Below are 14,798 nucleotides of genomic sequence, written 5' to 3' on the forward strand. Positions count from 1 at the left end.
CGGCGGTGGCGTCGCGATGCGCCACCCGGAGCAGACCGAATAGCCTGTGCTCATGACCGCTGTTGCAGATCGCTCGCTCGGACCGGACCTGGACCTGGTCGACACCATCAGTGCCGACACCGACGTGTTGGTGATCGGCCTGGTGGCCGGTGACGACGGCCCGACGATCGCCACACTGGAGGACGAATTCGTCGACAACATCCTCACCCCGGAGGTCCGCGCGGCGCTGCAGGAACAGCTGCGCGCCGTCGGCGCGAAGGGTAAGGCCGAGGAGCTCACCCGGATTCCCGCCCCCACCGGCCTCGATGTGAAGAGTGTGCTCGCCGTCGGACTCGGCGCCGCGGACAAGATCGATGCCGAACAGATCCGCCGCTCGGCCGGTGTCGCGGGACGTGCGCTGACCGGTGTCGGCCGGGCCGTGACCACTTTGTCGGGTCTCGAGGGCGGCATCGGGCCCACCGCTGAAGGGTTCTTCCTCGGCGCGTACACCTTCACCGCGTTCAAATCCGACAGTGCCGACGGCAAGCCGGACGAGCAGCCCGTGCGCAGGGTCGAACTCCTGGTCGGCGATCCGAGCGTGTCCTACCGCAAGGGCTTCAGCCACGACTGGGTGATCGCCGAATCCATCGCCACCGCACGCGATTTCGTCAACACTCCGCCGAGTCACCTGTACCCGGCCGAATTCGCCACCCGCGCGAAGGCTTTGGCCGAGTCGGCGGGTCTGCAGGTCGAGGTGCTCGACGAGCAGGCGCTGGCCGACGGCGGCTACGGTGGCGTGCTCGGCGTCGGCAAGGGCTCCTCGCGCCAGCCGCGCCTGGTGCGCCTGACCTACAACGGCGGCGCCAAGAAGATCGCGCTCATCGGCAAGGGCATCACCTTCGACACCGGCGGCATCTCCATCAAGCCCGCCGCGAACATGGAAAATATGACCTCCGATATGGCGGGCGCCGCCGCGGTCATCGCCGCGACCATCGCCGCCGCCAAGCTGGAACTACCGGTCACCGTGATCGCGACCGTGCCGATGGCCGAGAACATGCCGTCGGCCACCGCGCAGCGCCCCGGTGATGTGCTCACCCAGTACGGCGGTAAGACCGTCGAGGTGCTCAACACCGATGCCGAAGGCCGCTTGATCCTGGCCGACGCCATTGTGCGCGCGGGTGAGGACGATCCGGAGTACCTCATCGACGTCGCCACCCTCACCGGTGCGCAGATGGTCGCGCTCGGCACCCGTACCCCCGGCGTGATGGGCACCGACGATTTCCGCGACCGGGTCGCGCGGCTGTCGCGGCTGGCCGGTGAAAACGGCTGGGCCATGCCGCTGCCCGCCGAACTGCGGGCCGATCTGAACTCCAAGGTCGCCGATCTGGCGAATGTCGCATCGCACCGCTGGGGCGGCATGCTCTCGGCCGCGATTTTCCTCAAGGAGTTCGTCCCGGAGGGTGTGCAGTGGGCGCACCTGGACGTCGCTGGTCCGGCCTACAACACCGGCGGCCCGTTCGGCTACATCGGCAAGGGCGGCACCGGGGTTCCGGTCCGCACTCTGGTTTCGGTGATCGAGGACATCGCGCACGAGGACGCGGCGGAGTAATCGAATGCCGGTGCGGCGTCCGGAATTTCCGGGCGTCGCACTCGGCGGGCCGCGAACAAATTGAACGAAAGTCTTACAAATCGCCCAATTCGCGTTCCAGCGCCCGCTGGCGCTCGATCCGCTTGCGGGCGTCGTAGTCGCGCATCCGTTGCGGATAACCGGTCTTGCGGACGTCGTAAACGGGAATCCGCAAATCTCCGGCTAGCCGCTGCGCGCCGCGCTCGCCGACGACGCGACGAGTCCATTCACCATCGGCCGCGACCAATACGACAGTGACATCGGTCACGGTCGTCTTGGGCTCCACGTAGCCCTCCACCCCGGTATGGGTACGCACCCACTCGGCGAGGTAGCGCGCATCGTCGCCGCTACCCGAACCCGCACGTAAAGCCCTGCCTCCCCGCGCCGCGCCGCCTCGGAAACGATCCAGCAAACCCAAGGACGCCGACCTCCTTCCACCGGTGACCCACTGCTCGGCATCGGTCATTCCATCTTGCCAGCCCTGTGTAGTTCGCTGCCCTGTGCTACACGTCTCGCGGGCGAGTGCAAGGATGGATCGCGGTACAAGAACCACACAGATCTCCGGTGCCACGCACAATGATCGGTGGCTTTCGGACACCCATCGCGACCCGCGGTGGGTGTTCGCAGTGAGATCAACTGTTGTAGAACCCGTCGAGCAGTCAGAGGAGTCAACGGACATGGCCTTCTCCGTCCAGATGCCGGCTCTTGGTGAGAGCGTCACCGAGGGAACGGTGACCAGGTGGCTGAAGCAGGAAGGAGACACGGTCGAGGTCGACGAGCCACTGCTCGAGGTCTCCACCGATAAGGTCGACACCGAGATCCCGTCGCCGGCGGCGGGTGTGTTGTCGAAGATCGTCGCCGCCGAGGATGACGTCGTCGAGGTCGGCGGTGAGCTCGGTGTGATCAGCGAAGCCGGCGAAGCGCCCGCACCCGCCGCCGCACCCGCACCTGAAGCCGCACCTGCACCCGCCCCCGCACCGGAGCCGGAACCGGCCCCCGCGCCGGCCGCCGCCGCTGCGGCCCCCGCGCCCGCGGCTCCGGCCGCCCCCGCCCCCGCCGCCGCGTCGGGCACCCCGGTCAAGATGCCGGAACTCGGTGAGTCGGTCACCGAGGGCACCGTCACCCGCTGGCTCAAGCAGGTCGGTGACCAGGTCGCCGTCGACGAGCCGCTGCTCGAGGTCTCCACCGATAAGGTCGACACCGAGATCCCCTCGCCCGTCGCGGGCACCCTGCTGGAAATCTCCGCGCAGGAAGACGATGTCGTCGCCGTCGGTGGACAGCTCGGCGTGATCGGCAGCGGCGCCCCCGCGGCCGCCGCACCGGCACCCGCCGCCCCCGCACCGGCCCCGGCAGCTCCGGCTCCCGCCCCGGCCCCTGCGCCCGCGCCCGAACCGGCTCCCGCCCCCGCGCCTGCTCCGGCGGCCGCCGCTCCGGCGCCGGCTCCCGCCCCGGCACCCAAGCCGGCTCCGGCTCCGGCCGCCACGGCTCCGGCGCCGACCCCGGACACCTCCGGCAACGGCGCGACCCCGTACGTCACCCCGCTGGTCCGCAAGCTGGCCGAGGAGAACGGCGTCAACCTCGCCACCGTCACTGGTTCCGGTGTCGGCGGACGCATCCGCAAGCAGGATGTGCTCGCCGCCGTCGAGGCGAAGAAGGCACCGGCACCGGCACCGGCCGCAGCCGCCCCCGCGGCGGCCGCACCGGCCGCGAAGGCGCCAGCCCCCGCGGCCCCGTCGCAGCTGGCGCACCTGCGCGGCACCGTGCAGAAGGCGAGCCGCATCCGCCAGATCACCGCCACCAAGACCCGGGAATCGCTGCAGACCACCGCGCAGCTGACCCAGGTGCACGAGGCGGATGTCACCAAGATCGCGGCGCTGCGCAGCCAGGCCAAGGCCGCGTTCAAGGACCGCGAGGGCGTCAACCTGACGTTCCTGCCGTTCTTCGCCAAGGCGGTCGTCGAGGCGCTCGGCGTGCACCCGAATGTGAATGCCAGCTACGACGAGGCCACCAAGGAGATCACCTACCACGCCTCGGTGCACCTCGGCATCGCCGTCGACACCGAGCAGGGTCTGCTGTCCCCGGTGATCCACAACGCCAGCGACCTGTCACTGGCCGGACTGGCCCGCGCCATCGCCGATATCGCCAACCGCGCCCGCACCGGCGGCCTCAAGCCGGACGAGCTGGCCGGTGGCACCTTCACCATCACCAATATCGGCAGCCAGGGCGCGCTGTTCGACACCCCGATCCTGGTTCCGCCGCAGGCGGGCATGCTCGGCACGGGTGCGATCGTCAAGCGTCCGGTGGTGGTCACCGATGAGACCGGCAACGAGTCCATCGGCGTTCGGTCCATGTGCTACCTGCCACTCACCTACGATCACCGCCTCATCGACGGTGCCGACGCCGGTCGCTTCCTGACCACGATCCGGCACCGGCTCGAGGAAGCGGCGTTCGAGGCGGACCTCGGTCTGTAGTCGGAAAGGGTCGTCTGTCGCGTATGAAAGTGGTGATCGCCGGTTCGTCCGGGCTGATCGGGACGGCACTCGTCGCGGCGCTGCGCCGCGAGGGGCACGAAGTCGCCAGATTGGTACGCCGCTCACCCAACGCGCCGGACGAATACCGCTGGGATCCCGCTCGCGCCGATCTGGACGAGCGGGCCCTGCGGAGCGCCGACGCACTGGTCAACCTCTGTGGGGCGAGCATCGGACGACGGCGCTGGAACGGCAGCTACAAGCAGGAGCTGCGTGACAGTCGGCTCACCCCGACCGATGTCCTGGCCAATGCGGTCGCCGCCGCTGGTGTGCCGGTGCTGGTGAATGCCAGCGGCGTGCACTACTACGGCGGCGCCACCGGCAACCGGGTGGTCGACGAAACCACCCCCGCGGGAACGGGTTTCCTCGCCACTCTCTGCCGAGACTGGGAGGCCGCGACCAAACCAGCCGTCGACGCTGGCGTGCGCACGGTGTTGTTGCGCAGTGCCGTGGTGCTGTCCCATCACGGCGGCATGCTCAGCATGCTGCAGCCGCTGTATTCGCTCGGCCTCGGCGGGCGACTCGGCAATGGACGGCAGTACACGCCGTGGATCTCGATGGCCGACGAGATCGGTGCGATCATCTTCGCACTCACCCACGACAGCATTGCCGGGCCGATCAATTCCGTCGGTCCGGCACCGGTCACCAATGCCGAATTCAATCGGGCCCTGGGCCGTGTGCTGCACCGGCCGGCCCCATTCGTGGTGCCCGCGTTCGCATTACGCGCGCTGATCGGCGAATTCGCCGAAGAGGCAATCCTGAACGGGCCGCGCGCGATTCCGACGGCGCTGGAAGAGGCGGGGTATCCGTTCCAGCACCAGACGATCGGTGCCGCGCTCGCGGCTGCCTTGGGCCATGATGACGACCGATGACGCTGGACCCGAAACCGGCGGTGCGTTGACCGCGCGCCGACATTCACCGGCAGCACAATGGTCCAGGCACCGGAGCCAATTGCCAAGCGTCCCCACGGAGTAGATCGATGACTGAGCTAGACACCCGAGGTGCCACCGTCATCCGTGACGCGCGCGCGGGCGATCTGCCCGAGATCCTGGTCATCCACAACGCGAATATCGCTACCTCCACCGCCATCTGGGATCACGAGCAGGTCGATCTCGACGATCGGCGCGCCTGGTTCAGCGACCGCACCGCCGCCGGGCTGCCGATTCTGGTCGCCGATATCGGCGGTGAGGTTGCCGGTTACGCCAGCTACGGCCCATGGCGGACCCGATCGGGTTACCGCTTCACCGTGGAGAATTCGGTCTACGTCGCCGACCGTTTCCACCGCCGCGGAATTGCGAGTGCCCTGCTCACCGAGCTGATCGAGCGTGCCCGCCAGGCCGGTACCGTGCACGCCATGGTCGCCGCAATCGAATCCGGCAATACCGGTTCGATCGCGCTGCACGAGCGATTCGAATTCCGCACGGTCGGGGAACTGCCGGAAGTGGGCCGCAAATTCGGGCGCTGGATGGACCTGACGCTGATGCAACTCACCCTGCCGGTCGAGGGCGACTGAGCCGCACGGACCAGCGCGCCCACTTGCACCGATGCCAAACGTGGCAACCATGTGGCATCGCCCACATCGGGTTGGTTTATCGAATCGACACACTCGGCGTACCGTCGAGGACGTGAACGACACGCGCACCACCTGGTCCGCCAGATTCGATACGACCCCGATCGTGGTCGAGGATCTCGGACTCATCGATTACCACAGCGCCTGGGAAATGCAGCGGTCGATTGCCGCGCAGCGGGCCGCCGGGGACGGCTCCGACCATCTGCTCCTGCTGGAGCACCCGTCGGTCTACACCGCTGGGCGCCGCACCGAGGCCGAGGATCTGCCGATCGACGGCAGCCCGGTGGTGCAGGTCGATCGCGGCGGCAAGATCACCTGGCACGGACCGGGCCAGCTGGTCGGCTACCCCATCGTGCGGCTGGCCGAGCCGGTGGATGTCGTGCACTACGTGCGCAGGCTGGAAGAAGCGCTGATCACCGTCTGCACCGGCCTCGGCCTGGATTGCGGCCGGGTCGAGGGTCGCTCCGGTGTCTGGCTGGCCGCGACCGAGCTCTACTCCGAGCGCAAGGTCGCCCAGATCGGCGTGCGGGTACAGCAGGGCGTCGCGCTGCACGGCATCTCGCTCAACTGCAATCCCGCGCTCGACGGCTTCCAGGCGATCGTCCCCTGCGGCATCCGCGACGCCGGTGTCACCACGCTGACGCGCGAACTCGGTCGCGAGGTCACGGTGGCCGAGGTCAAGCCGCTCGTCGCCGATGCGATCACCCGCGCGCTCAATGGCGAACTCCCGGTGACCGCACGCGATATCGTCCGCGCCGCACCGGCCGTGGAGCCCGCGAAAGCCGAATGAGCCGGCTGCTGTCGCGTTGCCCGAGACAGTGACGGACTGCATCCGACGGTGGCGCGCGGCAGGCGTAAGGTCGATCGAGTGACCTCAGCTTCAGCACCGGCAGGACGCAAACTGCTACGCATAGAGGCGCGCAACGCGGAGACCCCGATCGAGCGCAAGCCTCAATGGATTCGGACCCGAGCCAAGATGGGCCCCGAGTACACCGAACTCAAGGGCCTGGTGAAACGCGAAGGCCTGCACACGGTGTGCGAGGAAGCGGGTTGTCCCAACATCTTCGAATGCTGGGAAGACCGTGAGGCCACCTTCCTCATCGGCGGCGAACAGTGCACCCGCCGTTGCGACTTCTGCCAGATCGACACCGGCAAGCCCGCCGCACTCGATCGCGACGAGCCGCGCCGGGTCGCCGAAAGCGTCCAGGCGATGGGCCTGCGCTACTCCACCATCACCGGCGTCGCGCGCGACGATCTCGGAGATGGCGGCGCCTGGCTCTACGCCGAAACCGTCCGCGCCATCAAGGCTTTGAACCCGAACACCGGCGTCGAACTGCTCATCCCGGACTTCAACGCGGTCCCCGAGCAGTTGGCCGAGGTCTTCTCGTCACGCCCCGAGGTGCTCGCGCACAACCTGGAGACGGTGCCGCGCATCTTCAAGCGCATCCGTCCGGCGTTCCGCTACGAGCGCTCCCTCGCCGTGCTGACCGTCGCCCGCGAAGACGGCCTGGTCACCAAGTCGAACCTGATCCTCGGTATGGGCGAAACGCCCGAAGAAGTCACCCAGGCCATGCGCGACCTGCACGAGGCCGGCTGCGACATCCTCACCATCACCCAGTACCTGCGGCCATCGCCGCGCCACCATCCGGTGGACCGCTGGGTCAAGCCCGAGGAATTCGTCGAGCACTCCCGCATGGCCGAGGAAATCGGATTCGCCGGTGTCATGGCCGGGCCGCTGGTCCGCTCCTCGTACCGCGCGGGCCGCCTCTACGCCCAGGCAATGGCCCACCACGGCCGCGAAATCTCCCCTGCCATGGCGCATCTCGCACAGGAGGGCACCGCCGCACAGGAGGCCAGCTCCGTATTGGCCCGCTTCGGCGGCTAGTCGATCAACATCCCGGCTGGAACGGGAAGCACTGCGGTTCGGGCTGAGCCGGAGCCTGCGGTGCCAGCGGGGCAGCTGGTTCAGTACTCGACACGGGGCGCGGCTGAACGGCGCTACCGCGCTCGTTCACGCCCGCGGAAACCAGGATCCAGATCGTGCCGATGACAACCGCGACGATCAGCAAGGTCGCGAGATGTTGCGGGAGGCCGGGAATGAGCTCGACTCCTTTCGCCAGCGCGGTCGAAGTACGCCTGCGCACTGCGGACACCCGTCGGCGGAACAAATCCTGGGTCGACCGCTCCGCGGCGGGCGGGGTTGCCGGCCGCGGGGTTGCCAGCCGCAGGGGTTCCGGCTCAGCCTGTGGTGGAGTCGGTATCGATTGCGGGGCGGAGTCGACCCACGACGACCACGCGTCGGCGTCGGGCGACGACGACGGTGCCGACTGCGCCTGATCGGCATCGACAGCGGCGATCGGTTCCGGCTCTGCCGGTAGCACGGATACGTGCGAACGCCCCGCATCCGAGCGAACCGCAAGCCGCGAGCGTTGCGCACCCCTCGCCTGAGCCCCGACGATGTCGGCTGCCAGCCATGGCGGGTACGGAGCCGAGGGAGGCGGCTGCAGTCCGGCGGATACCGTCCCCGTATCCGCTATCGCGGACGAAACAGACTGCGGCCCATCGTGCTTCGACAGTGATACCGCTGCGACCAGCGCCGTCGAGTTGTCCACCGTCGTTGTCGAATGATCGTCGACAAGAACTTCGGTGATATCGGAAGGCCGCGGCAGGGCCGACTCGAACCGTGGTTCGGAAAGCCCATCCGCATCCGGCCGTCCGGCAGCCACACTCGAACTGTCGACCGAAGCCGAGATAGCACCGAGCGGAGCAGATGCGCGGACAGCGCCGACCAGCGCCCTGGATTCCGAACGCATACGACGTCCCGACTCCGACGGAAATCCCTCGGCCGCGAGATCCTCGACGGTGACCACGTGCGACAGGTGAAGCTCGCCGAGTAACGCGTGTACTTGCTCCGCGGTCCAGATCAGCTTCCGATTCGCCGTCCGATGAAACCAAGCCCGCAACCCGGCCGACGAACCGAGGACCACACAGTTGCCATGCTCGGACCCTTCGATATCCAGCACGACCGACGCGTCCCGAGGTGGCACGACCACGACCAATCCATCGACGAAGGCGTCCGGATGCCGCTTGCGCACCAACTCCTCGAGATCGAGCACATGGCTCGTCACTCGGTCGAACGGACTGGTGTCGCAATCGCGGACAGGAACCGGATCCCCCTGGAACTCGAGGAGCCGCGAGCGCCCGCCGGCCTGGCCCGAAACCCCGGTAGCCACCTCGGCGGCAGCCTCCTCGGCTTCGATCACGACCATCGCGCGTGGTGTGAACACCACCAGGCCCGCCTCCCGCACAGTCCCCTCGGAGTTGCGATCGGGCCGGTGACATCCCGAAATGGCAAGCCCCACAATGACATATTGACCGGTCCACGTTCGCATCCAGTCGAGCACGCACTGCTCGGATCGCGTAACCGCCGCCCGTTCGTTGACAACCAGCATCGAGGTCACCCTCCCTCTCGTCCGCACAGTCGACCCACCAACGGTATTCAGCGCGACCGCCTGACGAGAATTCGAAAGGCACCGTAAGAGTGTGGTTTTGGCGACAAAAGGTGTCACTACACCGGCGTGGCGGCGACAGACCGGAGTGTCGCGGCGAGCCGCCGGGTCGGTGTTGTCGGTTGAGAGGAGGCCGGATCCCCCCGGCGAGTCGAGTCTTCTCCCCCGAAGACATCGTCAAGAGCGGCAGCCGCGCGGACGAGCCGCCGAATTCTGGCGAGGTGCGCGGAGTGGGCGCACCCAACCGCCCACTCGAATTTCACTGCCGCACTTGACTTTATCCGACAGCAGCGAGGATACGGTGCAAGTCAGGTTGTTGCAGAGTGCGCCGCCTGGACGACACCGAGTTGCTGCATCATCCCGAGCGTGTCCCAGCACACCCAGTTTTCGACGATCTCGCCGTCCTGGAAGCGACTGATTGTGATTCCCTGAACGACCGCTGATTTGCCGGTCGGTGGCATGCCCATCATCTCGCCGTCGTTGGTGCCTGTCCCCGTCCATCGGGTAGTGACGAAATCGCCCTCGGCGATCTGTTCGTTGACCAAGAACCGTTGATCCGAGAACGCGGCGAGATACATCTGCACGAGCCTTTTGAAGCCGTCGGGGCCATGGACCTCGGCGAACGGGTTCTGTGGATCGTGGTTGATGCAGTCAGCCGCGATCACCTCGTCGAATACATCGAGATCTCGCGCGTTCCATGCGTCGAAGATGCGCTTGGCGGTGGCCTTGTTCTGCTCTGACATGGCGCTTCCCTTTCGATTGACGGTGCCGAACTGGCGGCGGCCGTAGTCGCTACAGGCAGCATTCGCGATGCCCGGCATCGAGTGTGGTTTGGCGCGCGGCCGCGATGCCAGCAGCGGATCCAGGCGCCGCGACCCGGTATGTGGACGCTCTCATCACGGCAGATGCCCGTCCGAATGTCATCGGCGGACATCAGCTACCCGCCGATCACAAACCCTGAAACCGGTGTACCGCAATCATTGTGCGCCTCTTTCGTACGCGAGGTAAGGGGCAACGGAGCTGTCCCGTGCTCGCATGATGTCTACCTGCGGGTGGATACCCCGGCGGTCACATACGCGCCGCACGTCACCAGCCTCGTGCAGACTGGTCGGTCGACCAATTTGCCGGAACGGCTCGCGCCCTGAGCTGTCGTACCCGATTACGCGCAACAGCCGACCACACCTGTCCCATCGCACACTTACACAGCCCCTGGGCCGCGTCTGGCCGGATGCTGAACCCCAGGTACACGCCAACCCGAACGCAAATGAACGCATCGGATCGCCCGATCCGTGCACGCGATGCGACCGCTGGTGGGAAGCTCGAAGGACCGTAAGTGTCGACCGAGAAAGCGAGACACATGGTCGAGAAAGCGAGTGCGTCCGCAGGGACCAACGGTAAAGGTGTGACGGCACAGCGACCGGAGGACATCCGGAATGTAGTGCTGGTCGGGCACAGCGGATCAGGTAAGACCACGTTGGTGGAGGCGTTGGCGCTCACGGCGGGCGCGGTGAATCGCGCGGGCCGGGTGGAGGACGGGACGTCGCTATCGGATTACGACGAGATCGAACACCGCCAGCACCGATCGGTGCAGCTGTCGGTGGTGCCGATGGTGTGGCACGGGATAAAGATCAATCTGCTGGACACCCCGGGATACGCCGATTTCGTCGGTGAGCTGCGCGCGGGTCTGCGTGCGGCGGATGCGGCCCTGTTCGTCATCTCGGCGGCCGAGGGCGCCGAGGCCGTGAGCGGTGCGACCCGCGCGCTGTGGGAGGAGTGCGCGGCGGTCGGGATGCCGCGGGCCATCGTGATCACCCACCTCGACACCGCACGCGCCGAATTCGACGAGATGACCGAGACCTGTCGACAGGTACTCGGCGGCGGTTCCTCGGAAAACATTCTGCCGCTGCATCTTCCGGTGTACGGACCGAAGAGTCCGGACGGTCATCGCCCGGTGACCGGATTGGTCGAGCTGCTGCCACACTGCATCGCGGACTACTCCTCCGGCGAGGAGGTCCAGTGCGAACCGTCCGACGATCAACTGCCGCTGCTCGAGGACGCGCGCAACCGGCTGATCGAGGGCATCATCGCCGAGAGCGAAGACGAAACCCTGATGGAGCGCTATCTCGGCGGTGAGGAGATCGAGCTGGCGGCGCTGGTCGAGGACCTCGAACGCGCGGTCGCCCGGGGCAGCTTCCATCCCGTCCTGTTCGGCGCGCCCGCCCCGGAAGGGGCCAAACAGGGGCTTGGCACCATCGAACTGCTGGAGCTGATCACCGGCGGATTTCCCACACCGTCGGAACACGCGGTCTCGGCGATCAACACCTCCGACGGCGCGGCGCCGACACCTTTGCACTGCGATCCGGACGGCACCTTGGCCGCCGAGGTGATCCGCACCGCCTCGGATCCATATGTCGGCCGGGTCTCGCTGGTTCGCGTATTCTCGGGCACCCTGCGACCCGACGACACCGTGCATGTCTGCGGTCACGGCCTGGAGGACCGCGGCCACGAGAGCCACGATGTGGACGAGCGCATCGGCGCCATCACCGCACCGTTCGGTAAACAGCAGCGTCCACTCGGCCAGGCCATCGCCGGTGATATCGCCTATGTCACCAAACTGAGCCACGCGGAAACCGGCGATACCCTGTCCGGCACCGCCGCACCGCTATTGATCGAACCATGGCAGATGCCGGATCCCCTGCTGCCCATCGCCATTCAGGCACGCAGCAAAGCGGATGAGGACAAGCTCTCCAGCGGCCTGGCCCGGCTGGCAGCCGAGGATCCCGCGATCCGGCTGGAACAGAATCCCGACACCCACCAGATCGTGCTGTGGTGTCTGGGTGAGGCGCACCGCGATGTCGCGCTGGAGCGGTTGCGCACCAGGTTCGGCGTGCAGGTCGACGTGATCGATCACAAGGTCGCGCTGCGAGAAACGTTCGCGGGCAAGGCGACCGGTAAGGGCAGGCACGTCAAACAGTCGGGCGGGCACGGACAGTACGCGGTCTGCGAGATCGAAGTGGAACCGCTGCCGGGCGGTTCGGGCATCGAATTCGTCGACCGGGTGGTCGGCGGAGTCGTACCGCGACAATTCATTCCGTCGGTGGAGAAGGGTGTCCGCGCCCAAGCCGGGCGCGGAGTGGCGGCCGGATACCCGCTCGTCGATATGCGCGTGACTCTCTTCGACGGCAAGGCGCATTCGGTCGATTCCTCCGATGCCGCATTCCAGACAGCGGGCGCGCTCGCGCTGCGCGAGGCCGCGGCCGCCGCCGGTATCGACCTGCTCGAACCGATCGCCGAAGTATGGGTGGTGGTAACCGACGACTATGTCGGTCCGGTACTCAGCGATCTGTCCGGACGCCGCGGACGCGTCCTCGGCACCGAACCGCACGGCACCGGCCGCACCCGCATCCACGCCGAGGTGCCCGAACTCGAACTCACCCGCTACGCAATAGATCTGCGCTCCATCTCACATGGTGCGGGTGATTTCACGCGCTCGTATATCCGGCACGAACCGATGCCGAACGCGCTCGCGGGCGCGGTCCGCGCCCAGGCCGGGAAATCGGGCTGATACCAAGCGCCACAGGATGATTCGCTAGCGTCGAAGGAGCCGGTTGATCAAACCAGAGCGTTTCGTTGTCGATACCGAGCATTTCGGCAAGATCGTGATCACGCGGACCGACGAAAGAGTAGTAACCACACCGGTATTCGACGATGCCACCGTGGTGACCATCGAACGCATCGGTCCGCGCACACGCCAGCGCGTGCCCATCGGTACGCGCAATGCCAAGCACCTACGGGCATCGATCAATGATCGCCCCATCAGATTGACGGTCGGGCGCGGGCATTTCTACTATCGGTGGACCTATCGCGCGATCGCCGAGGTCGACGGCAAGATTTGGCGGCTGATGCCGACGAATCTGCACTCCAGCACATTGATGCTGGGGCAAAAACACCAGGGCGATCATGTACTCGGCGAATTCATGCTGACGGGGACGCACCAGATCGATGTGGTGTGGGCGTTGCCGTTCACATCACGCGACCACGAGATAACCATTCAACAGCCGACTGCGCAGGATGCGCTCATCGCCTACGCCTTGGTTGCGGCGTTCGGCACCGGCGGTGTCTCGCTGTGGGAGATAGTCCACATGGTGCTCCCGATCTGAACTCCGCTGTCGTCCAGATACGGTGTCCGCGATCGTGAATGTTTTTGCGACGGCTCGCGTGTTCGGCCGCGGATACGATTGGCGGTAGTAGAAGGGCCGAGTGCTGGATGATGTCTTGCCGTAGATATGGAAGGCGGAGTGGGCGCGGTGTGCCTCGCACGGCATCCGCGCCTCCCGCGGCTGGTCGCACTGAAGCTGCGCGATCGTGAATTGCCCGCCGACAATGAGATTCGAGCGCGGTGGACAAGCGTTTGCGCCGAGCTGAACGTGCGGCGGGCCCACCCCCTCGGAAAGGGATGGGCCCGAACCGTTCTCGCTAGCTCACCAGGTTCTTCCGCAGTTGTACGAGGGTGCCGCCGTCGAGGCCCAGGCCCTGCGTCAGGAACTTCCCGAAATCGCCATAGGCCTGCTCCATCGCAGCGATCGCGGTATCCAGGTACTCGTCGCTGACCACTTGCAGCGGAATGAGCAGATCGGGATTCTGCATCAGACCCGCCTGCTTCACCTGCTCGCGCAACTTGGCATCCGCCGCGGCGCGATACTGATTCGACAGCAGATAATCCTGCCGCGCAGTCTGTTCGGGCACCCCGACGGCCCGCAACACCACATACGTCAGCCAGCCAGTCCGATCCTTACCCGAGGTGCAGTGATACAGCGTCGCCCGATCGGTCGCCGCCAGATCCCGAATCGTCTGCCCGAACTTCGCCCGCGAATCATCGGTGAAGAAACTCCGATACACGTTCGCCATGATCTCCTCGGCCTTCCCGTTCCCGAGCAGCTCCTCCTGCTTCTGCGGATCCCGAGACTGAATCGCCGCCAACATCTGCTGGAACAACCCGGTGTCATCAATCGGCCGCGCCACCTTCTGCACCCCCGCAGGCACCTTGTCGGCCCCCGCGAACTGCACCTCCGCCGGCGTCCGCAGATCAATAACGGCTTTGAGGTTCAGGGTTCCCAACTTCTGTACATCGGAGTCCGTCAACTTCTCCAACGAATCCGACCGAATAACCTTCCCCGCCTTGACCTTCCCGCCGTCATACGTCCGATACCCCCCGATATCCCGAACATTGACCGCCCCCTGCAAATCGATCTTCCCGCCGACCGCCGCAACACTTGGCTCGGCCACCGCCGAAGGCTGCACCCCCGTCGCAGTCAACGCCAACGCCGCCGCAGCAGCACCTATCAGTGAAACAAGTGAAATCCTCATGGCGCGGGACAGTAGAACCCACCCCACCCCTCGTGCGCGACTTCCCACCGATCCCGCCGCGGTTACCCCACTGACCGGTATTCCCGTGCCGTTCAATGGGATTGAGCCTGTTCCTTCGGCGCAGAACACCCCGGCTTGCGAGCGAAACCCCGAGATCGGTTGCGGCTGTGCCGAAGAAGTATATGCCTACCCGAAAGCAGCCGCACGGTATACAGGTT

12 protein-coding genes are annotated in these 14,798 nt (G+C 66.5%); 8 read left to right on the forward strand and 4 right to left on the reverse strand.

The window, feature by feature from the left end; all coding sequences use genetic code 11:
• The first annotated feature begins 52 nt into the window (after positions 1 to 52).
• Positions 53 to 1,588 carry a leucyl aminopeptidase gene (locus tag ACQPYR_RS31840; protein ID WP_433622563.1) on the forward strand — a complete coding sequence of 512 codons (1,536 nt, stop codon included), beginning with the start codon at positions 53 to 55 and terminating at the stop codon, positions 1,586 to 1,588.
• 73 nt (positions 1,589 to 1,661) lie between these two features.
• Here ACQPYR_RS31840 and ACQPYR_RS31845 read toward each other — a convergent pair whose 3' ends face one another.
• Positions 1,662 to 2,024, reverse strand: a complete 363-nt coding sequence (locus tag ACQPYR_RS31845) for a hypothetical protein (protein ID WP_063042089.1) — start codon at positions 2,022 to 2,024, stop codon at positions 1,662 to 1,664.
• 259 nt (positions 2,025 to 2,283) lie between these two features.
• On the opposite strand from ACQPYR_RS31845, the gene sucB reads away from it, so the two are divergent.
• The 5 genes from sucB (at position 2,284) to lipA (ending at position 7,589) form a co-directional block, all read left to right on the forward strand.
• Complete coding sequence (gene sucB, locus ACQPYR_RS31850; RefSeq protein ID WP_433622564.1) at positions 2,284 to 4,077, forward strand: 2-oxoglutarate dehydrogenase, E2 component, dihydrolipoamide succinyltransferase; 1,794 nt, start codon at positions 2,284 to 2,286, stop codon at positions 4,075 to 4,077.
• A gap of 23 nt (positions 4,078 to 4,100) precedes the next feature.
• Positions 4,101 to 5,006 (forward strand): TIGR01777 family oxidoreductase, encoded by a 906-nt coding sequence (locus tag ACQPYR_RS31855; protein WP_433622565.1) that lies wholly within the window; start codon positions 4,101 to 4,103, stop codon positions 5,004 to 5,006.
• Positions 5,007 to 5,113: 107 nt separating this feature from the next.
• Positions 5,114 to 5,647 (forward strand): N-acetyltransferase family protein, encoded by a 534-nt coding sequence (locus ACQPYR_RS31860; RefSeq protein WP_433622566.1) that lies wholly within the window; start codon positions 5,114 to 5,116, stop codon positions 5,645 to 5,647.
• A 112-nt stretch (positions 5,648 to 5,759) separates the two neighbouring features.
• Entirely contained in the window at positions 5,760 to 6,494 is a 735-nt protein-coding gene (gene lipB / locus ACQPYR_RS31865) for a lipoyl(octanoyl) transferase LipB (RefSeq protein ID WP_433622567.1), read from the forward strand.
• Positions 6,495 to 6,572: 78 nt separating this feature from the next.
• A complete protein-coding gene (gene lipA / locus ACQPYR_RS31870; RefSeq protein ID WP_433622568.1) occupies positions 6,573 to 7,589 on the forward strand; it encodes a lipoyl synthase in 1,017 nt (338 codons plus the stop codon).
• Between the two features lie 4 nt (positions 7,590 to 7,593).
• On the opposite strand, the gene ACQPYR_RS31875 is transcribed toward lipA, so the two are convergent.
• Both ACQPYR_RS31875 and ACQPYR_RS31880 read right to left on the reverse strand, forming a co-directional pair.
• Positions 7,594 to 9,156 (reverse strand): hypothetical protein, encoded by a 1,563-nt coding sequence (locus ACQPYR_RS31875; RefSeq protein ID WP_433622569.1) that lies wholly within the window; start codon positions 9,154 to 9,156, stop codon positions 7,594 to 7,596.
• 365 nt (positions 9,157 to 9,521) lie between these two features.
• On the reverse strand, positions 9,522 to 10,034 hold the full coding sequence (locus ACQPYR_RS31880; RefSeq protein ID WP_433622570.1) for an ester cyclase: 513 nt from the start codon (positions 10,032 to 10,034) through the stop codon (positions 9,522 to 9,524).
• Positions 10,035 to 10,570: 536 nt separating this feature from the next.
• On the opposite strand from ACQPYR_RS31880, the gene ACQPYR_RS31885 reads away from it, so the two are divergent.
• Positions 10,571 to 12,778, forward strand: a complete 2,208-nt coding sequence (locus tag ACQPYR_RS31885) for an elongation factor G-like protein EF-G2 (protein ID WP_433622571.1) — start codon at positions 10,571 to 10,573, stop codon at positions 12,776 to 12,778.
• A gap of 43 nt (positions 12,779 to 12,821) precedes the next feature.
• Positions 12,822 to 13,373 (forward strand): hypothetical protein, encoded by a 552-nt coding sequence (locus tag ACQPYR_RS31890; protein ID WP_433622572.1) that lies wholly within the window; start codon positions 12,822 to 12,824, stop codon positions 13,371 to 13,373.
• A gap of 316 nt (positions 13,374 to 13,689) precedes the next feature.
• On the opposite strand, the gene ACQPYR_RS31895 is transcribed toward ACQPYR_RS31890, so the two are convergent.
• Positions 13,690 to 14,580, reverse strand: coding sequence for a tyrosine-protein phosphatase (locus tag ACQPYR_RS31895; RefSeq protein WP_433622573.1), 891 nt, complete (start codon positions 14,578 to 14,580; stop codon positions 13,690 to 13,692).
• Positions 14,581 to 14,798: the final 218 nt, after the last annotated feature.

The organism is Nocardia sp. CA-120079 (assembly GCF_050955745.1).
Taxonomy (GTDB): domain Bacteria; phylum Actinomycetota; class Actinomycetes; order Mycobacteriales; family Mycobacteriaceae; genus Nocardia.

Excerpts from the sequence above, each read along its gene's own strand:
- ACQPYR_RS31895 (WP_433622573.1), bottom strand. The coding sequence starts at position 14,580 with ATGAGGATTTCACTTGTTTCACTGATAGGTGCTGCTGCGGCGGCGTTG.
- ACQPYR_RS31855 (WP_433622565.1), top strand. The coding sequence starts at position 4,101 with ATGAAAGTGGTGATCGCCGGTTCGTCCGGGCTGATCGGGACGGCACTC.
- ACQPYR_RS31880 (WP_433622570.1), bottom strand. The coding sequence starts at position 10,034 with ATGCCGGGCATCGCGAATGCTGCCTGTAGCGACTACGGCCGCCGCCAG.
- ACQPYR_RS31875 (WP_433622569.1), bottom strand. The coding sequence starts at position 9,156 with ATGCTGGTTGTCAACGAACGGGCGGCGGTTACGCGATCCGAGCAGTGC.
- ACQPYR_RS31885 (WP_433622571.1), top strand. The coding sequence starts at position 10,571 with ATGGTCGAGAAAGCGAGTGCGTCCGCAGGGACCAACGGTAAAGGTGTG.
- ACQPYR_RS31840 (WP_433622563.1), top strand. The coding sequence starts at position 53 with ATGACCGCTGTTGCAGATCGCTCGCTCGGACCGGACCTGGACCTGGTC.
- sucB (WP_433622564.1), top strand. The coding sequence starts at position 2,284 with ATGGCCTTCTCCGTCCAGATGCCGGCTCTTGGTGAGAGCGTCACCGAG.
- ACQPYR_RS31860 (WP_433622566.1), top strand. The coding sequence starts at position 5,114 with ATGACTGAGCTAGACACCCGAGGTGCCACCGTCATCCGTGACGCGCGC.